We start from the raw sequence: 20,318 nt of genomic DNA on the forward strand, positions 1-20,318 counted from the left end.
TATTAATAATCATTTTATTTTTATTTTTGCATTTTGTAATCACTAAAATTTTTTAATTTCTTATTCGTTGTGAAAAATTTGTTTTAATAATTCATCCACTTGGAAATTAAAATTCTTGTGATTTTATATCTTGTTTCCATAGTTATTATCTGTTTGCTATTAAATGCTATTTACTCGTTGATTGTTAAAAATTCCATAAAATTTCTATTAATGCATTCCAGCAAAATAAAATATCTTCTTGATCTTTATCTTTAATTTATTTTTTATTAGTTTACATAATAATGTTATGTAAATCTTTACTCTTTTATTTTTTGCTAAAATTGTTTTATTTAATGATAATTAGCTAACCATTAGTACAGAGTACTAATGATTAAGGAATGTAATAGTTTTGCAAGAGTGGTTTCTGCCTCCTCCCTCTCCAGTCTTGGTTATACAAGAAAAAACACAGGTTAAACCTGTGTTTTTTCAACCCGTGTTCTCTGGGCTATATTTAAGTACTTTCTGGGCGTTCCGTAATATGCTAATTCACTGTATTCGGGATAAACCGATGCAAATTGGACATAAATTGGGGCGTCAAGCAGCCAAGGATAGTATGTGTAAAAACTTCTGTCTCCATATATTATGCCGGTTAAAGCGAGATCCATTTCTTTTTTAAAGATCAAATAACGAATTCTGGACAGATTTTTATCATATTCCCCGTTGCTGACATAGGCTTTTCCGTACAGCAAGTATTCACCATTAACTGTTATCCAATCAGCCAAAACTTCATCACGCATTTTATAGTTAATGGCTTGGTAATCGTATATGTTCCCAATGCTTAAATATAGTTCACCGGTTGTATCAGAATGTGTCAATGTATATTTCCTGCTGTCAACGGGTTCAAAAACTGTGGCGGGTGGAATATACTTCACACTCAACTTTTCAGATTTGAATTTGCTCATGATCCAAGGCTCCTTTCAAAAAAAGAATCCTTTTTTATAGCCTATGCAAAATGAGCCCAATACGTTACAGATGGCAACTTTATGGAGTTTTTAAGCTTTTAACTCTTGTATTGACCAAATTCCACTTGCCTTTCTCATAAAACCAGGTCGATTCCACTTCTGCAACGCCATCCGCATTATATGCCCCGTTGACTCGCTGACTGCCAGCTAAACCATAAAGCTTTTCTTTTACCTTTACCGGCTTTAATAGTCCATAAGGAAGGACCATTAATTCAGTTGGTTCATTCAATTTGCCGTCCTGGTAAAGACCAAGCCGCTCGTAATCTTCTTTTCTGTCACTTAAGTCAAAGCTGTAAGATTGGCCGGTTTCTTCAATCGTGATGGATGCTTTATAATCGTCTTCAAACTGGGTATTGATTGTTAATGGTTCTGGGACAGTGAGATCGGTGACTTTAAAATCTTTCAGAGTGTATAAAAAAAAGTTCGATAACCCTCCACTGCCGCCAGTTGGAATGCTGACAAAGATATCTTTAACCCCATCATGGTTCAGATCTTGGTAAGTGGTTGAAGGATCATACCCGCCTTCTAATTCAATTTTGTATGTTTTTCCGTCCGATGCCTTGATTTTAAGGTAGATTCTTTTTAGAAACTCTGCACCTTCTTCAAAAGGCACACCTTTTACATAAATAGTATCCTTTTTTCCATCCCCAGTAACATCCACTTTGTCTTCTGATACAGTAACGGTCTTATCGTGAGACTCTCCTGCGTATACACCGGTCAGCGCTGTTAATGACATGCAAAAGAAAGCAGCAAATGTCAGCAGTAGCTCCTTCTTCATGAGCATCCCTCCAAAATATATACTGTTAAGTTGCCCATTAATGGTAAAAAAATGCATAAAAAACCCTCTGAAAGTATCAGAGGGTTTCAAATATTATTGTTTGGTAATTTGTTCTGTCATTTTACTTGATTCCCAGGATTCTATTCCTGTTAAACCCGGGATTGAATCTGAATAGAAAACAGGGTCTTTCCCTTGCTTACGCTGTACTCGATAATCTTTTAAAGCTGCCATTGCGACTTTCGCGAGCATCATAATAGCAGCAAGGTTAATAAGCGCCATGATGCCCATAAATAAATCTGCCAGATTCCAAACAACAGCTAAGTCAACCATAGAGCCGAATAATACCATACCTATTACAGCAAGTCGATAAACAAGGATTGCTGTTTTGCTTTCTTTGATGAATTCAATATTGGTTTCTCCGTAATAATAGTTCCCAATAATCGAAGTAAATGCAAACAGAAATATCGCTGTGCCAACAAAAGCAGGTGCCCAAGAACCAACGTGTGCAGTCAAAGCTGCTTGTGTCAACTGGATTCCATCCAGGTTAGCATTTGTATACTCTCCTGAAAGGATAATGATAAATGCTGTTGCTGAACAAATAAGGATGGTGTCCGTAAAGACGCCAAGTGTCTGGATAAGGCCTTGCTTAACCGGATGAGTAACTGCTGCGGTAGCTGCGGCGTTTGGCGCACTTCCCATTCCTGCTTCATTTGAGAATAGGCCCCGTTTAATTCCCATCATTACGGCGGCCCCCATTCCACCTCCTGCTACTTCTTGTAACCCGAAAGCGCTTTTGAAAATTAATGAGAGCATTGATGGGATTTCCGTTAAATTAGTTAAAACGATGAATATTGCTAGTATCAAATAAAGTACAGCCATTAAAGGAACGATGACTTGAGAAACATAGGCAATTCTCTTGATTCCGCCAAAGATTATTGCTGCGGTTAAAATTGCTAGGATAATGCCCATCCAGAAACGATCAAGGCCAAATGCCTGGTTAAAAGCAAGTGAGATCGTATTTGATTGCACTGAATTAAAGACTAATCCAAAACAAAAGACAATAATGACTGCGAAGAGCACGCCCATCCATCTTTTATTTAGTCCACGGTCCATATAATAAGCCGGACCGCCTCGGAATTCGTCCTTATCCTTCACTTTATAGATTTGAGCCAGTGTGCTTTCTATGAAACTTGATGCTGCTCCTATGAATGCGATCAGCCACATCCAGAAAACAGCTCCTGGTCCTCCAGCTGAAATCGCGGTAGCTACTCCTGCAAGATTTCCTGTTCCTACACGTGAAGCAAGACTTACGGTGAATGCCTGGAAAGAAGAAATCCCTCTTTTGCCTTCTGCAGAAACGGTGGCAGGGTCTCGTAAGATCCTGATCATTTCCGGGAAGTATTTGAACTGGACAAACTTAGTCCTGAAAGTAAAGTATGTACCCAAAATTACGAGGACAGCGATGAGTATATATGTCCACATATAATCGTTTAAAACTGAAATGATATTATTCAAAATTTCCATAAATGACTCCTTTGCTAGTATTTTATTTATTAGATAGCTTTTCTAATATAGTTTCCAATGTATCAAATATTCAATTATTTCACAATGAAACATCACCCCAATTTATTAAAACTACATTCGATACAGTATGCTACCTCACTATTTACCCAGTTCACAAAGTATAAAACAAAAAGACACAGGTTGAACCTGTGTCTTAAATAAATAGGATTATTGATTATCTGTTGGCAGCTCACTTTCGACTTTCCAAAGCTCGTTTAGCTTTCCGGTTTCACTTTCATCTACTAGGAATGAACCGTTCGTATAGCGGTCATTAAAGCGAAGTTCACCAGCTTTTACTGATACAATTTGCTGTTTCTCTGTTTGGAAGAAAATTTCATCCTGGTCTCGGACAGCTTCTACACCGATAATTCGATGCGGATTTGATTTCAATTCTCTTAACATTACCACTCCGCGTTTTGCGCGAGAGCTTTTTTCGAATTCAGAGAGTTTCATCTTTTTCACTGCTCCACGCTGTGTAGCAACAACGATTGACTGGCTTTGGCCACCATCAATCACTTTACCGCCAACAACATAGTCGCCATCTTTAAGATTCATTCCTTTCACCCCAGCAGCTCTAACACCGATTGGGCTAACCTCTTCTTCGTTGAACCAAAGGGCATAACCAAGATATGAAGCAAGGAATAATTCTTTCGTTCCATCCGTGATGTGTATATCAACAACACGATCATCACCTTTCACATTGATCGCAGTTAAAGGCTTTGAGTAACGTTGTGCTTTATACAAACTTAATTCAGATTTCTTAACCATACCATTCTTCGTTATAAACACTAGGAATAGATTTTGGTCAAAGTTACTGATTGGCATGGCCTTGATGATTTCTTCATCCCTGTCGATCGGAACAATATTGGCTACATGCTGGCCAAGATCCTTCCAGCGAATATCAGGCAGCTCATGAACAGGCAAATACAAATAGCTGCCTTTATTTGTAAATAACAGCAAGACATCCTTCGTATTCATGTTCAGCTGTGACATTAATCTGTCAGTGTCCTTCATTGCAAAGTCCATGCCATTGGAAGCTGCGTAAGAACGCTGGCTTGTCCGTTTTACGTATCCGTCCTTGGTTACCGTTACGATTACATCCTCGCTGGCAATTAGTACTTCAAGGTTAATTTTAAGTTCTTCGATTTCTGCTTCTATTTTTGTGCGGCGGTCATCTGCGAATCGTTTTTTGACGTCTTTTAATTCTTTTTTGATGACTGCTAAAAGTTTTTTTTCACTTGCAAGAATGGCAGAAAGTTCTTCTACTTTCTTGGCAAGATCCTCTGCTTCAGCCTGAAGTGCTGTTATATCCGTATTCGTTAATCGATATAGCTGCAAGGAAACAATCGCCTCAGCCTGAACTTCAGTAAAAGCGAATTTTTTGATTAAGTTATCCTTGGCGTCACGCTTATCCTTGGAAGCACGGATTGTAGCAATTACTTCATCGAGAATGGAAAGAGCTTTCATAAGGCCTTCTACAATATGCTGACGCTCTTTTGCTTTTTGCAAATCATACTGTGACCGCTTTGTTACGACATCCTTCTGATGGTCGATATATGCATCAAGGAGTTCAGCAAGACCCATTAAGACAGGTCTTTTCTTATTAATCGCAACCATATTGAAATTGTAGGTGATTTGCAAATCGCTATTCTTATATAGGTAGTTTAAGACTCCGCTTGCATCTGCTTCTTTTTTAAGCTCAATGACAACACGTAGGCCAGTTCGGTCAGTCTCATCACGGACTTCTGAAATACCCTCTACTTTTCGATCGAGACGGAATTCATCAATCCTCTTGACCAGGTTTGCTTTGTTAATTTCGTATGGAATTTCAGTGATGACAATTTGCTGCTTTCCGCCTCTGACTTCTTCGATAGCAGCCTTTCCGCGTACAATGACTTTCCCTTTGCCCGTCTGATATGCCTTCTTGATTCCCTCTACACCCTGAATGATTCCGCCAGTTGGAAAATCAGGACCTTTTATAACCTGCATGAGGTCATCGATCGTGCAGGCTGGGTTGTCCATTCGCATGAACACTCCATCGATAACCTCAGCAAGATTATGAGGGGGTATATCGGTTGCATAACCAGCAGAAATACCTGTAGAACCATTAACAAGAAGGTTCGGGAACATGGCAGGGAGTACTGTAGGTTCATTGGAAGTATCATCAAAGTTAGGAATGAATTCCACTGTCCGCTTTTCAATGTCCCTTAATAATTCGCCCGCAATAGCTGATAATCTTGCCTCTGTATAACGCATCGCTGCAGGAGGATCACCGTCAATGCTCCCGTTATTTCCATGCATATCAACTAAATAATTACGTACCTTCCAGTCCTGGCTCATCCGCACCATTGCGTCATAAACTGAGGTATCACCATGTGGATGGTAATTACCGATAACGTTACCGACGGTCTTTGCGGATTTCCTGAACCCTTTTTCGCTCGTGTTGCCTTCTACGTGCATGGCATACAATATCCTGCGCTGTACAGGCTTTAGTCCATCTCTTGCGTCAGGAAGTGCACGTTCCTGAATTATATATTTACTGTAACGGCCAAAACGATCGCCTAACACATCTTCTAAAGGAAGGTCACGGAATTTTTCTACTGAACTCATTCGCCAGCAACCTCCTCTGCAACTGAAATATTTTCATTTTCAAGTATATTGCCGTCTTCTTCAAGACCGAATGCGACATTAGATTCAATCCATTTCCTGCGTGGTTCAACCTTGTCGCCCATCAGAGTTGTTACCCTTCGTTCGGCTCGTGCTACATCATCGATTCGCACGCGAATTAATGTGCGGGATTCTGGATCCATCGTCGTTTCCCACAGCTGGTCGGCATTCATTTCACCAAGTCCCTTGTAGCGCTGGATCATGTAGCCTTTTCCTACTTTTTTCATCGCTCCCTGAAGCTCATCATCGCTCCATGCGTACTCTATGATTTCTTTCTTGCCAGTACCTTTGCTTACCTTGTATAGCGGTGGAAGTGCGATGAATACTTTTCCAGCCTCAATAAGCGGCTTCATATATCGATAAAAGAATGTCAAAAGCAGAACCTGAATATGGGCTCCATCTGTATCAGCATCTGTCATGATGATGATTTTATCGTAATTGATATCATCCACATTAAAGTCGGTACCTACTCCGCCACCGATTGCATGGATGATTGTATTGATTTCCTCATTCTTGAAGATATCCTGCAGCTTGGCCTTTTCAGTATTAATGACCTTGCCTCGCAAAGGTAATACTGCCTGGAACTTTCGATCCCGACCCTGCTTCGCGGAACCGCCTGCAGAATCTCCCTCTACAAGATAAAGTTCATTTTTTGCTGGATTTTTAGACTGGGCAGGTGTCAGCTTTCCAGAAAGCATTGCATCGGAGCGTTTCTTTTTCTTTCCGCTGCGTGCATCCTCACGCGCTTTACGTGCTGCTTCACGTGCCTGGAAGGCTTTGATTGATTTACGGATCAGCAACGTACTGATATCAGGATTCTCTTCAAGGAAATATAAAAGGTGTTCGGAAACCACAGAGTCAACTGCTGATCTGGCTTCACTTGTACCTAGTTTTCCTTTCGTCTGGCCCTCAAACTGAAGGAGCTCTTCTGGAATGCGAACTGATACAATACCGGCCAAACCTTCACGAATATCAGCGCCTTCCAGATTTTTGTCCTTTTCCTTTAGAAGTCCGACTTTGCGGGCATACTCGTTGAATACCCTGGTCATTGCTGTCTTTGCACCCGCTTCGTGAGTGCCTCCATCCTTCGTCCTGACATTATTGACAAACGAAAGAACATTTTCGGAGTATCCATCGTTAAACTGGAATGCAAACTCAACCTCAATCTTGCTGAATTCACCTTCGAAACTGACTACCGGATGAAGAACATCCTTCTCTTCATTCAAATATTCAACAAATGCCTGGATTCCTGTTTCATAGTGGTAAACATCCTTGGCATCATGACGTTCGTCAATAATTTCTATTTTTAACCCTTTCAATAAGAACGCTGATTCACGAAGACGCTCACATAAAGTGTCATAGTTATATGTCAATGTCGAAAAGATTTCTGGATCTGGCTTAAAGTGAATCGTTGTACCAGTCTGGTTTGTCTTTCCTATTTTTTCAAGAGTGGTTACTGGTTTTCCACCATTCTCAAAACGCTGTTCATAGACAAATCCATCACGTTTAATGGTGACGACGAGCCATTCTGAAAGCGCGTTTACGACAGATGCACCTACACCGTGCAAGCCGCCGCTCGTTTTATATCCGCCCTGACCAAATTTACCGCCTGCATGCAATATGGTAAGAATGACTTCCGGAGTCGGCTTGCCAAGCTTATGCATTCCTGTAGGCATCCCACGCCCTTTATCCTGGACGCTTATAGAATTATCTTTATGGATTTTAACGATAATTTGATTTCCATAGCCGCCAAGTGCTTCGTCAACAGAGTTATCAACTATTTCGTAAACGAGATGGTGAAGCCCTCGTGTATCTGTACTGCCAATATACATACCAGGCCTTTTCCGGACGGCTTCCAAGCCTTCTAGTACCTGTATGGCATCATCATTATAATCAAAAGCTTGCTGATTTCTTGCCACAAACATACCCCTTTCATTTCTTGCAAACAACATTGACGGTTTTTATGTATAGTGTCAATGAATTAATTAAGTATTCATCTTTGTAGATCGTAAGGTGTTAAAAAGTACTCCAGTTCACCTGTAAGAACACTCGTTCTCTATATTTATTTTACCATAAGAATGGCGTCTATGCTTAATTGTAGCGATTAATTAGGATTTGGCAAACGGATTTAAAGAATTAAATGGAATTTTGTCATAAAAAATCACATTAATGGACACTTGAATAAGATCTTTTAGAGATTTATCGGCACTCTTCATAAACTTTGTGGTTACAACACAATCTATTCTTTAACAATTTTGAGAGAAGTCTCGGTGGAAAGTTGCAAAAGGAATAAGAATACCAATCATGCTATAGCGTGATTCAACTCCTTGATTCTGCTTTTTAAATAAAAATAATCTTTCTCTATTCTTATAAAGCGACACCTCATAATGATAAACCGCTGAAAAACTCAACTCCCAGTGATTCCCGCCGTTAATTTCAACAGAGGTACAGCAACATAAGAACAAATTCTCTTTTTACGGAGGTCATATATATGAGAAGTACCAAGGTTTTTGTCCTGGGTGCAACTTTGATCTTGTTTTTAGCACTTACAGCCGGCGGAATCTTCAGGCGAGATGATATCAAAGCCGATCATAATGGGGCTTCTGTCCAATCAGAAGGACAGCGGATGATGATCAAAACAGGGGCTGGCCGCCAGCATATGGTTGAAATCAATAATGTTCAAATGGGAGAAGGTATAAAGAAGCAGCTTGATACACAACAAGAGGTTACGCGAATTCATCATAACAAAAAAGATACAAGCCATTACTATGATCACGAAGTGACGGTCGATTTCCTAAATGAACCAAGTGCTGATGAGATTGACCAAATTACCCGTGACATTAAAGGCTGGGTAGTGAATAAGCATTTCGATTCGATCTATATTTTTAGGTCGACGGAGATGGAAACACCTGAAATGGTTGATTATTTTAAACAGGGAACGAATGTAGAATATGTCGAGCCTAATTTTATTTTGATGCAAAATCAAGTCATTTTGCCTAACGATCTGCTATATCAGGAAAATTATCAGTGGAATTTACCTGTGATTGGAACTGAACAAGGGTGGGATATTACTCGCGGATCAGAAGAAATCAAGGTCGCAATTGTTGATACAGGAGTGGATCTAGATCATCCTGAACTGAAAAACAGGCTTGTAAAAGGATATAACGTACTGAATGAAAATAATGAGCCAGATGATGATAATGGACATGGAACACATGTGGCTGGAATCATTGCATCAGAGACAAACAATAATGAAGGTGTTGCAGGCTTAACGTGGTTCAATAAAATAATGCCTGTAAAAGCAATGGGAGCAAAAGGATATGGTACAACGTTTGATATTGCAAGAGGAATCGTCTGGGCTGTTGACAATGGAGCAGATGTGATCAACCTCAGCCTAGGAAATTACCAGCCTTCACAAGTGCTGGAAGAAGCGGTACGATATGCTTATTCGAAAAATGTTGTGATGGTATCAGCAGCGGGCAATGACGGTTCAAATCAGCCAACTTATCCTTCAGCTTACCCTGAGGTATTGAGCGTGGCGGCTGTCGATTATGACGGGAAAAGGGCCAGCTTTTCGAATTATGGAGAGTACATTGATATTTCTGCTCCAGGTGTCTATATTCCCAGCACCTATTTTAATAAACAATATGCATCTTTGTCCGGTACTTCAATGGCTGCGCCGCATGTAGCCGGCCTGGCAGCTTTAATTAAGTCGGCAAACCCAGAATTAACAAATACCCAGGTAATCGATATCATAAAAAACTCAGCAATCGATCTTGGTGAAAAGGGTAAAGATATTAATTTTGGCAATGGGTTGATTGATGTCAATTCTGCATTGCAGCAAGCAAGAACAAATAAAGTGGAAACCGAAAAATATCGAGGCAGTATTTTTCAATTGTTTAGATAAAAGGTTTTTTCAAAAAGCTGTTGATAAAAGGAACTGTAGAAATGAGCACCTAGGTATCCCGAAAACCAAACATATGGCAGCTTCTGTTAAGCAAAAAAAGCTCATCCAGGACGGATGAGCTTTTAACGTTTTAAAGAAGTTTTTAAAATGAGGATACAATCAATAAAAAATTTACATGGATATTATTGTATGACATATGTTTCTTTATTCACTCTGTCCAGCAATGGACTCCTAAACCCTGCTGAAAGAACGAACAATTCATGCATGGCCCTCGTACAGGCGGTATACAGCAATTTCCTCTCTTCTTCTCTTTGATATTCAGAAGCATCAAAGATCACAACAGCATCGAATTCTATACCTTTAGCAAGATATGCTGGTACAACATTAATGCCTGATTCAAATGTTAATGTACCTTTTTCAATCAGTCTTGCATCATGCCTTTGTTTGATTGCTTCAAAGGCTGATTTGCTTTCCTTTGCAGTCTTGCAGATGATTGCGATATTTTTGTGCCCCGCTTCTTGCATCTTCTCAATTAATTTACTTGCTTTGGTTACTTGATCATTCATGTCCTCAACTTGGACAATCACTGGTTTAGGTCCAGTTCTGTTAAATGGTTCAATTAATTCTCCGCCATCAATCAACTGGCGGGTGAATTCAACAATTTGTCTCGTCGAACGATATGTCTTTGTCAATCGATAGGTTTCTTTTTCTCCAAAATCGAGTTCAGATTCCGCTAAAATCGTTGGAGCTCCTGTAGGTCCTGAATAGATTGCCTGGTTAATATCACCGAGCAGTGTCATTTTGCTGTAAGGGAACATCATTTTGATATAAGCAAATTGGAAAGGTGTATAATCTTGTGCTTCATCGATGAATACATGGCGAATCGACGTATTCGATTTTCTGCCTTCCACTAAGTCCTGCAAATATAAGAATGGAGTTGCATCCTCGTAAGCAATGAAACGTTTTTCAAGATTGCTGATTGTAATAGCACATGATTTTTCCCATTCATCTGGAAGAACATCATTCTTTGCGTGACCATGTTTAAAAAAATTAATAAAAATGGTTCTTGTATCAACAAACCTAAGTTTTTTAACAGAGTTAAACAGCGGCTTAAAACGTTTTTTAACAACCATTTCCGTTAACCATTTTTGTTCACGATCGTAATCATTGAAGGTATCATTTGCTGCACCCTGCTTTTGCTGGCTCTGTTTAAAAGCTTCGAGATAATCCTCCTTTTCAAGGAATTGAATCTCTCTTTCTACCCATTCTTGTTTTTGTTCAATTTTGGATTTCTTTTTCAATTCCTTTATAAGCCATTCTTTAACGAGCTGGACCCTGTTGGGTATCGAAATAGTTTTATCAATTGATTCATAAAAGGCAGCGATGTCCTGTTTAGAAATGATAATCCGCTTTTTATAACCTATGTTTTTAAAGGGGAGTATTTCCGTTGATAATTTTTCAGCATATCTATCTAAAAGGAATTTAAAATCCATGCTGGATTTAAAACGGATGCTGTCTTTACGTACAAAAAATGATTCATCTTTTTCCGCTTCTAATAAAAACTCCATTTGTTCAAAAGAATCCTCAAGTGTATAGTCACTTCCGAATCTAGTAGCCAGGTACTCCTGGAACGTTGCCTGCTGCATATTTTCTTCACCAAGCTCAGGCAGTACTGTGGCTACGTAGCTGTTGAATAATGGATTTGGGGAGAAGAGCATGATGTTTTCTGACTTTATAATATTCCTGTATCTATATAAAAGGTAAGCTACCCGCTGCATTGCTGCGGAGGTCTTTCCGCTTCCTGCAACCCCCTGGACGACAACAAGGCTGCTGGAGTCATTTCGGATAATCTGGTTTTGTTCCTTCTGGATTGTCGCCACAATAGTCTTCATTTGTGTGTCAGCGTTGTTGCCTAATACTTCCTGGAGCATCTCGTCACCGATTGTTACACCCGTTTCAAACATTGCCTTGATTTTTCCTGCCCTGATGACAAACTGGCGTTTAAGCTCCATTGTTCCTTCAATCGTTTCAGTATCAGTTTTATAGTTAGCTGGTCCTGGGGAATAATCATAATACAGTCCAGAAATCGGTGCACGCCAGTCATAGATAAGGAAATTCTCTTCTTTTTCATCCATTAGCGAAGCGATTCCAAGGTATATTTTCTCTGTCTGGCTCACACCATTTTCCTGAAAGTCTACCCTGCCAAAATAGGGGGAGAATCTAAGACGGGATAAAGTTTTCAGCTGTTTGATCATTTGGGATTGTGTACGTTCACGCTCTGAAAGGAGTGCTGCTTGCTGTTTGATGCTAGTGAATGTTTCTGCGACATCATCGGATTCATCGAAGTTCACAGTAACGTCTTCCCAGAATGTTTTTCTGAGCTGGAGAGCATCTGAGCCAACACCACTAGAACTTTCATTCCATTTTTCCGCTTTTTTATCAATCTCTTTTATGATAAAATCCACACGGTTCTGTTCTTTTTCAAGGTTTATAAGCTGTTTATCTTCCATGAAAAATCACTCCCGAAATCAATGCCCTTATACTTGACATTTATATTTGTCTGTGTTAATGTTATATTAGAGTTTTTGCGTATATATACATACTCATCTTTTAAAAGCAACTTTCATTTTACTATGTGCATATTCATAATTCAAATACATTTTTTGACGAAATGCACCTTAATTATTGGTGTTTTTATTTTGCTATTAAACTGTATGGAGCTGGACTGTTAATTTGCGATTCAATCAATAGAGTTTGTTAATCAACCATAACTTTTTACAATCCTTACTAAACGTAATAAAGCCGCGATGCTGATCATACAGCTCGCGGCTTTTGTTGTTATTTACTTAAGTTAATGACAGATGCTAGATTTGAAGCCAACCTTTCCACATATACACTGGCATTTTCAAATGCATCGGTCAGAGGGATAATTCCAGGTACAATGCTGAAAACGGAATCTATTCCATGTTCATGGACAACATGACTGTCATAGCCTACATTACCTGCGATAGCAATCACAGGAATATTGTATTTTTTTGCTGTTTTCGCAACTCCTATTGGCGTTTTGCCAAAAATCGTCTGTCCATCAATCTTTCCTTCACCGGTAAGCACGAAATCTGCATCCTTCAGCTGATCTTCAAGTGCCGTCGCTTCAAGAACAATATCTACTCCTCTTTTTAACTCTGCCGACAGGAAAGCCATTAAGCCGCCTCCAAGACCCCCGGCAGCACCGGCGCCAGCAATCTTATCGATATCCTTGCCGACATCTCTGAGAATCATTTGGGCATAATGAATTAGGTTTTCATCCAAAAGTCTCACCATTTCAGGATTAGCCCCTTTTTGAGGTCCGAATATGCTGGAAGCGCCTTTTGGTCCAGTAAGCGGATTATCGACATCGCATGCAACTTCGATCGAAACAGATGCTAGGCGAGAATCTATATTGGACATATCGATTGCGGCAATGTCCCCTAGTGCTCCACCGCCATCACCTATTTCGTTTCCTTCAGAATCCAGCAGCTTAATGCCGAGAGCATTTGCCATGCCTGATCCGCCATCATTTGTAGCGCTGCCGCCAATTCCAATAATGATTTGTTCGATTCCAAAATCAAGAGCAGCTGCTATTAATTCACCTGTACCCCTTGTAGTTGTGATTAAAGGATTTCTTTTTTCAGCTGGAACAAGATGCAGACCAGATGCGGCAGCCATTTCAATTACTGCGGTCTTTTCATCACCCGATAGTCCAAAAAATGCTTCGACGGGTTCTCCAAGTGGTCCTGTGACCGTTTTAGAAATGATCCTGCCCCCTGTTGCATCGACTAGAGATTGGACAGTTCCTTCCCCTCCATCTGCCATGGGAACTTTAATAAAATCAGCACCAGGAAGAACCTTTTTCATCCCTTTCTCTATTGCCTGGGCCACTTCAAGTGCAGTCAGGCTTTCTTTAAATGAATCAGGTGCTATTACGATTTTCATGCGCGGCTTCTCCTTTCATTGCTGGGACTGGATTACCAAAATTGGTTAACTCTATAGAAAATGCCCTAACCGAAAAACTTAAAGATTCCAAAAATCAAAGTGGACATGATCGCTAAAGTTAAACCAATTATCGTTTCGTAAGGAATTACTTTTAGACGTTCTTTGATGTCCATATTTACACTGCCACCTGTTGCATGGAAGAAGCTTCCGTGCGGCAAGTGGTCAAGAACAGTTGCACCAGCATGAACCATTGCCGCACCTGCTAGTGCTGTGACACCCATTTCAAGAATGGTGGATCCGAACACCTGGGATGCTACAGCCGTACCTGCGGTTGTAGAGGCTGTTGCTGCTGACATAAAGATACCGGATACGGGAGCAAGTACATATCCAGGCAGACCTAAAGTGTCTAAACTATTAATGACAACATCCTTCAAACCGGAATTTGCGATAATTCCTGCAAGGGTCCCTGTCCCAAGTAGCATAATAGCAACGCCGGACATTTTTCCTAGGCCTGAAACAGCATAATCATTAATTTTTTTAATGTGGCCCATAGCCAGAGCACCTGCAATCCCTCCGACTGGCAAGGCGATCATTGGATCGATATTGATATCAAACAACGGGCGAAGAGCAAGTAGGATGATTGTGACTAACGGAGCGACGATAGCCGGAAAAATGAGCGGGAGCTTTCCGTTGTGCTGCGTTTCACTTTCCTGTGCAGTTACATTTGACCCCTTGTTTACCAGCTTCTTAGCTAAAATATACGTGACGGCAAGGCCGAAGATGGCTGGGATTATTCCAGCTGCCATAACAGAAGTTAATGGTACTTGGAAAGCATCTGCTGCAGCAATTGCATTCGGATTTGGTGACATGATATTGCCAGCTTTACCGCCTCCGATCATAGCAAGCAAAATAGCTGTTTTAGAGATGCCAGCTCTGTTTGCAATCGCTAATGCGATAGGTGATACGGTAATTACCGCTACGTCGATGAATACCCCAACAGTTGTAAGAATCATAGTTGCTATTGCAAGAGCAAGCAATGCCCGGGTTTCACCTACTTTTTTAACAATCGTTTCTGCGATTACGGCTGCTGCCCCTGATTCTATCAGTACACCAGCAAGCACACCTGCAGCAAGAATCCTTAAAACTGCTGGAATGATTCCTTTAGCACCTTCCATCATCAAAGTAACGGTATTCGTGACATCGACACCGCCCACAAGTCCACCGATAAGGGCACCAGCAATCATTCCGTAGGCTGGCGATACTTTTTTAAGAATAAGAAAAATTGCGACAATAAGAGCTACTATCGCGCCGAAAGCGCTTACTTGTATATCCAATGTAATTCCTCCTCGAATCTTGTTGTAATATAATTGTAAGCGCTATCTAATTGCTTTTCATTATACAAACGATCAAAAAAAGACCTGTAATAGTACAGGTCTTTTGTGCAAAAGCACAATTATTTCAGTTCTTTATTTACTAGAGCTATATATAGGTGAAGCAAATCTGCTGTTTTTCGAGGATCCTTGCCAGTGATCTCAGTGATTTTATCCAGCCTGTACCTTAATGTATTGCGATGGATGTATAGCTGTTGCGAAGTTCCATTCATGTCCCCATTCGTTTCGATAAACACACGTAATGTATCAGTTAGTTCGCCTTTTGGATCCTTTTTTAATAAAAACCCTATGAGTGGATCCAAATCCTCGGTCAGTCCCTCCCTGGATGCCCCAAGCAAAAAAACAGGAAGATAGTAATCTTTATAAGTAAAAATGTGCTTATCAGCATCTAATTTTAGACCTGCTATAAGTGTATTGGATGCCTGATGAAAGGATTTCGCTGTGCCAGAAAGTCCTTCATGATATTCCCCAATCGCTATTTTTACATCCATTTTTAAATACTCTTTCATACCATTATGCCAGTCTTCAGCAATTTTTCTTAGATATGCCAATTCATTGGTATTTTTTCCTGAAGGGATTTTCTTTAAAATGACAATCCTGTCGTGCTGCATCAAATATAAATCTTCTTTTTCCAGCCTGTTTTTCAGAAAGGAAAAAGATTTTTTGCGGTCGGAAGTTAATATTATCATCGCTGTTCTTGGCAGCTGCAATTCGATGCCGAGTCGTTTAGATCGTTCAAGAAAAAGTGAATCAAATGTGCCTTCAAAATGAATAATCTGGCTGACTAGCTCTTCCCTCAGCCGTTCGTCCCACTGGATTTCATTCATTAGTACAGCTTGTTGAAGGCTTAACTCTGCGGCCATCCTCACAAGTTCGCCGTAATTTATAATTTCATCAGGTGGTCCTGTAATTCCGATGACTCCAACAATTTCCCCCTCAAATGTTATAGGAAGATTGATACCCGCTTTTACACCATTCAACTTTTCCGCTTCGTCATCGCTGATTGCGTAGCCCTGTCTCTTATCAACCACCATGACTGCTCCCTCATGGTAATCGTCAATCCGATTTTTATCGCCAGAGCCTATGATGACTCCTCTGTTATCCATCACATTTATGTTCCTGCCGAGGATGCTCATGGTCCGATCGACAATTTCCTGGGCGAGCTGCTTGTTTAAAAACTCCATAGAAAATACCTGCCTTGAAACGAATATGTTTCTTTCCATTATGGCGGATTTTTACCTTAAACAAAAGGGAAGCGTGGGAACATACATCTCCACGCTTCCGAATTATCTAGTCATTGCATGTTCTACTTTTATGCATCTGTCCATGATGACTGTGTAGCCTTTTTCCTTAAGAAAATTAAAAGCTTCTTCATTTTCCACACCAAGCTGTGCCCAAAAAACATCAGCATCGATTTCGGCAAACTCTTTCGCAAGTTCCGGAAGGTATTCTGAACGGCGGAATATATTGACGATGTCAATGTGGCCCTCAATATCCTTTAAAGACTTTACGGCCTTGACTCCCAAAACTTCATCAACAGTCGGATTTACCGGGATGATTACATAGCCGGATGCCTGCATGGCCTGTGACACCATATATGAGGTGCGCTCTGGATTATCACTTAACCCGACTACTGCGATTGTTTTCGCCTTTTTCAAGATTTTCCCGATTTCTTCTCGTGTAGGATTCTCAATTGCCATGTGCCACTCACTCCTATGAATGTATTTTTATCCCATTTTCATTTTAACTTAAGATAATGAAAAGAGACATAAACTTGCCTATTACCTATGATTTCTTTCTATAAATGAAAATACTTGCATCTATCCACAAAATAAAAAACGTTAAACCGAAAAGGTATAACGTTTCAATTAATGACATCTTCACGCTTTATTTTTGAGTTTCATCCTGCCCATGATAAATTGGTCTGTGACGACAGCAATCATTGTTCCAAGAATCAATCCATTGTTCAGGAGCGAAACTATTGCTGGCGGAACATCACGGAAGGCTTCACCAGGGACGAACATAGCACCCACTCCTGCCAGCAGTGAGATTCCAATGACAAGTCTTGATCTATTTTTGTCTGGTTCTCGATCGAATTCGGAAAAAGCAATCGCAATCATATTTGCGAAAATGACAAAAGTTACTGCATACCCCACTGGTGCCGGCAACGAAGCAAAGAAAGACATTGCACCGGGTAAAAGGCTTGCGGCAATGATTAAGAGAGAACTGATCACAAATGGAAGCAGCTTCGTGATTCCGGTCGTAGCAATAAAACCAGCTGCTCCTGAAATAGGAACAGGACCAATTACCGAAAACACACCTCCAAGAATTTGATTAACTCCTGCGGTAAACCCACTTGCACGATAGCGCATCTCTCCTTCAACATTTCCTTTTTCTTTCAAGACCTGTCCGGTAACCCGGATGCTTGCTAGCATATTTGTAATTAACAAGAAGGTGATAAAAACGGAGGTCACCATCAAGCCAGAGTCAAATACCGGCTTACCGAAAGAGAAAATTTCAGGCAGAGCAAATGCTGGACCTTTATAAGAATGTAAACCTTCCCCAAAACCAAGTAATGTATAAAGCATCCAGCCGGCAGAAAGGCTAATCAGGATTGAATACTGGCTGACCCACCTGATTCGATGTCTGGACAAATAGAAAGTTAAAGCAACCAATAGCAGACTGAACGAAGCGACTCTAAGATCTATTTGATTCATATCGCCTCCCAGTCCCATCATGCCTTTCATGAAAGACCCGCTTAACTGGATAATCAGCAAGAGCAAATATGTACCATTGACGACAGGCGTGAACAATTGAGCTAGTTTTTCGATCAGCTTGAATAAACTTAATAGAAAAAACACCAGGCCGCTAACAATCATTGCCCCTTCAAGTGCCTGCAGTGTTTCGATTTTGGAAGAAAACAGCGTGGTGCTTAAACCTGCATAAATAGTGAAAACTCCCCACCAAAGCCCCGCAGGCCCTTCGTTGATTGGCATTCTATGCCCTAGTGAAGCCTGAAGCAGACTTGAAACCCCAAGTACAAACATTGTACGCTGGACCATTCCAGTAGTTTCAGCAGGACTCAAATGGTATATATCCGCGATGGCGATAGGTGCGACGATCGAGCCTGCAATGATAAAAGCCATCCATTGGATCGCCGAAAGACTAGTTTTCATGTTGAAAATCTCCATTATCCATTATTTTTTTGTTACGCTTTTTTCCTCTGCTAATGTTAATGCTGTCCATGCTGACCTGTCGGCAAAAAAGCGGGACCAGGTGGCGATACCTGCTAAGTCATATTTTTTAGCCAGCTCAGCCCGTTTTTTTAAGGACAAATCATCTTCAAGCCAAATTTTATAATTGGTTTTATCTTTGTGATTATAATGTTCTGCGTAATTTTGGCCGCTTTCAGGATCATATTTTACAACAACCTTGTTGTCGTTTATCCATTCCTTAGCCTTTGCCATTGATAATGCTTTGGAACTAACTTCGATTGTGCCATCCTCTGCTTCCTTTTCTGACCATAGTCTTGTATACAATGGCACACCAAGGATCAACTTCTTTTTAGGCACAACCTTAAGCAAATTTGCTAAATTTGTTTCCACCCATGGCAGCGATGAAACGCTTCCGGCAACTGGCGAGCTTGCCCAATGTTCATCATATGCCATAACAGCTATATAATCGACCGATTGTGCAAGCTTCTCCCTTTCGTAAAATTTGGACCAATTCGCACTTTCCGACTGGAAGGTTACATCCAGTGACAAAACGAGGCCAGCTTCACGAAAATAGGGTGAAGCTTCCCTAACAAATTGAGTCACTAATGGTCCATCTTCGGGGTTGACATTTTCAATATCCAAATTAATCCCTTGAAGTTCATACATATTGCAGTAGTGGAGCAGCTGTCGAATCATATTCTTTCTCGTTTCAAAATCCTTGAAAGCATCATGTGTCATTTTTGGATCAAATGCATTAGTGAAAAGACCCCAAATATGAAATCCTTTAGCCCTTGCCCATTTGCTGTATTCTGCAGAAGCTAAACTTTTTATTTCGCCATCTGCTGCATTGAGATGAAACCACGTTGGAGAAACCACATTCACGCCTGGCATTTCAGGTATGCTTTCCGTGTCTGGATTTTTGGAGTAGACTGCCTCCCAGGTTAAAAGTATGGGACCTGCCAAATCAGGCAACATTTTGGGAGGAATGTTCCTTGTAACTGATATTTTCTCTGTCTTACCGGGAATGGTAAAATTTTTATTCAGATAACCTGCCACGCCGTTTTCCTTTCTGACGAAATAGTAATCTTCTTTTTCGGATTCTATATAGAGTCTTTCGCCATTTGCTGTTTGTGCTGTATAGGGATAATCCAGACCTGGACCTGAACGTAATCGCAGCTTTTCTGGATGGACATCTTCACCTGTTACTTTACCTTGCCTCATCTTCTCTCCATCTGTTTGGAAAAGAATTGCTTTCGTTTCTTTTAAGATTTTATATTTATGAGGATAATAGCTGATGACCGGATCTAATGCCACATAAAGCTTACCATTTTTCGAATGGATCGGCGTCATTTGGAGCTTTACAGATTTTTCATTAATAAAATACGTAAGTGAATCGGTAGGCATCTGCACTACCTTGTCTGCCGTGGTGAAAATCACCGAGTTGGATTTGCCATCAAACACAATCGATTCATCAAGTTTTTTCAGAAAATCAAGCGGAACATAAACTGTATTTTGGTGAATTAAAGCATTACCAGTTTGCTCACCGTTATAAATAATCGGATAATTTCCTTTAAAACATTCCACTTTTTCTTTTGAAGCAAAAGGATAAAGCAAATAGTAAATGCTTGAAGCTATTAAAAAAGCGGAAAAAATAAGACCCGCTAAAATGAGTTTTTTTGATTTTTCAATTGTCTTAATCTCTGCCATACGATTCCCCCCTATTAACTATCGTACTGAAAGAAACTGGAAATGAGAAGGGATTTTTACATGATTGGTAAAGTTAATACCGAGTCGACTATTTGATTTTCTTCACTAGCAGCCAAT

Annotated in this window: 13 protein-coding genes; 1 reads left to right on the top strand and 12 read right to left on the bottom strand. The window is 40.3% G+C overall.

From position 1 onward, the window contains the following. Positions 1–449 precede the first annotated feature (449 nt). The 5 genes from V7201_RS07080 to parE all read right to left on the bottom strand — a co-directional run bounded on the left by V7201_RS07080 (position 450) and on the right by parE (position 7,928). On the bottom strand, positions 450–941 hold the full coding sequence (locus V7201_RS07080; protein WP_335376095.1) for a staygreen family protein: 492 nt from the start codon (positions 939–941) through the stop codon (positions 450–452). Between the two features lie 79 nt (positions 942–1,020). Beyond that, positions 1,021–1,779 carry a hypothetical protein gene (locus V7201_RS07085; protein ID WP_335376096.1) on the bottom strand — a complete coding sequence of 253 codons (759 nt, stop codon included), beginning with the start codon at positions 1,777–1,779 and terminating at the stop codon, positions 1,021–1,023. A gap of 93 nt (positions 1,780–1,872) precedes the next feature. Next, positions 1,873–3,303, bottom strand: a complete 1,431-nt coding sequence (locus V7201_RS07090) for an alanine/glycine:cation symporter family protein (RefSeq protein ID WP_335376097.1) — start codon at positions 3,301–3,303, stop codon at positions 1,873–1,875. A 207-nt stretch (positions 3,304–3,510) separates the two neighbouring features. Then, positions 3,511–5,952, bottom strand: a complete 2,442-nt coding sequence (parC, locus tag V7201_RS07095; protein WP_335376098.1) for a DNA topoisomerase IV subunit A — start codon at positions 5,950–5,952, stop codon at positions 3,511–3,513. Further along, positions 5,949–7,928: a DNA topoisomerase IV subunit B gene (gene parE, locus V7201_RS07100; protein ID WP_335376099.1), complete on the bottom strand. Its 1,980-nt coding sequence runs from the start codon at positions 7,926–7,928 to the stop codon at positions 5,949–5,951. The genes parC and parE overlap by 4 nt, the downstream gene beginning before the upstream one ends. A gap of 572 nt (positions 7,929–8,500) precedes the next feature. Here parE and V7201_RS07105 point away from each other — a divergent pair. Further along, complete coding sequence (locus tag V7201_RS07105; RefSeq protein ID WP_335376100.1) at positions 8,501–9,916, top strand: S8 family peptidase; 1,416 nt, start codon at positions 8,501–8,503, stop codon at positions 9,914–9,916. Between the two features lie 182 nt (positions 9,917–10,098). Here V7201_RS07105 and helD read toward each other — a convergent pair whose 3' ends face one another. From helD to V7201_RS07140, 7 genes are all read right to left on the bottom strand, one after another. Continuing rightward, positions 10,099–12,426: an RNA polymerase recycling motor HelD gene (gene helD / locus V7201_RS07110; RefSeq protein WP_335376101.1), complete on the bottom strand. Its 2,328-nt coding sequence runs from the start codon at positions 12,424–12,426 to the stop codon at positions 10,099–10,101. Positions 12,427–12,754: 328 nt separating this feature from the next. Further along, on the bottom strand, positions 12,755–13,888 hold the full coding sequence (locus V7201_RS07115; protein ID WP_335376102.1) for a glycerate kinase: 1,134 nt from the start codon (positions 13,886–13,888) through the stop codon (positions 12,755–12,757). 65 nt (positions 13,889–13,953) lie between these two features. Beyond that, on the bottom strand, positions 13,954–15,222 hold the full coding sequence (locus V7201_RS07120) for a GntP family permease (protein ID WP_335376103.1): 1,269 nt from the start codon (positions 15,220–15,222) through the stop codon (positions 13,954–13,956). A gap of 119 nt (positions 15,223–15,341) precedes the next feature. After that, entirely contained in the window at positions 15,342–16,463 is a 1,122-nt protein-coding gene (locus tag V7201_RS07125) for a sugar diacid recognition domain-containing protein (RefSeq protein WP_335376104.1), read from the bottom strand. Between the two features lie 102 nt (positions 16,464–16,565). After that, on the bottom strand, positions 16,566–16,979 hold the full coding sequence (locus tag V7201_RS07130; RefSeq protein WP_335376105.1) for a CoA-binding protein: 414 nt from the start codon (positions 16,977–16,979) through the stop codon (positions 16,566–16,568). Positions 16,980–17,159: 180 nt separating this feature from the next. Then, entirely contained in the window at positions 17,160–18,455 is a 1,296-nt protein-coding gene (locus V7201_RS07135; RefSeq protein ID WP_335376106.1) for a purine/pyrimidine permease, read from the bottom strand. A 21-nt stretch (positions 18,456–18,476) separates the two neighbouring features. Then, positions 18,477–20,201 (bottom strand): glycosyl hydrolase family 18 protein, encoded by a 1,725-nt coding sequence (locus V7201_RS07140; protein WP_335376107.1) that lies wholly within the window; start codon positions 20,199–20,201, stop codon positions 18,477–18,479. Between the last annotated feature and the right edge of the window lie 117 nt (positions 20,202–20,318).

This window comes from Bacillus sp. JJ1122 (genome assembly GCF_036964885.1).
In the GTDB taxonomy this organism is placed as follows: Bacteria; Bacillota; Bacilli; order Bacillales; family Cytobacillaceae; genus Mesobacillus.

What these genes read in the sequence shown, in the direction of transcription:
- V7201_RS07080 (WP_335376095.1), bottom strand. Translation starts at nt 941, where the DNA reads ATGAGCAAATTCAAATCTGAAAAGTTGAGTGTGAAGTATATTCCACCC.
- V7201_RS07085 (WP_335376096.1), bottom strand. Translation starts at nt 1,779, where the DNA reads ATGAAGAAGGAGCTACTGCTGACATTTGCTGCTTTCTTTTGCATGTCA.
- V7201_RS07090 (WP_335376097.1), bottom strand. Translation starts at nt 3,303, where the DNA reads ATGGAAATTTTGAATAATATCATTTCAGTTTTAAACGATTATATGTGG.
- parC (WP_335376098.1), bottom strand. Translation starts at nt 5,952, where the DNA reads ATGAGTTCAGTAGAAAAATTCCGTGACCTTCCTTTAGAAGATGTGTTA.
- V7201_RS07105 (WP_335376100.1), top strand. Translation starts at nt 8,501, where the DNA reads ATGAGAAGTACCAAGGTTTTTGTCCTGGGTGCAACTTTGATCTTGTTT.
- helD (WP_335376101.1), bottom strand. Translation starts at nt 12,426, where the DNA reads ATGGAAGATAAACAGCTTATAAACCTTGAAAAAGAACAGAACCGTGTG.
- V7201_RS07115 (WP_335376102.1), bottom strand. Translation starts at nt 13,888, where the DNA reads ATGAAAATCGTAATAGCACCTGATTCATTTAAAGAAAGCCTGACTGCA.
- V7201_RS07125 (WP_335376104.1), bottom strand. Translation starts at nt 16,463, where the DNA reads ATGGAGTTTTTAAACAAGCAGCTCGCCCAGGAAATTGTCGATCGGACC.
- V7201_RS07130 (WP_335376105.1), bottom strand. Translation starts at nt 16,979, where the DNA reads ATGGCAATTGAGAATCCTACACGAGAAGAAATCGGGAAAATCTTGAAA.
- V7201_RS07135 (WP_335376106.1), bottom strand. Translation starts at nt 18,455, where the DNA reads ATGAAAACTAGTCTTTCGGCGATCCAATGGATGGCTTTTATCATTGCA.
- V7201_RS07140 (WP_335376107.1), bottom strand. Translation starts at nt 20,201, where the DNA reads ATGGCAGAGATTAAGACAATTGAAAAATCAAAAAAACTCATTTTAGCG.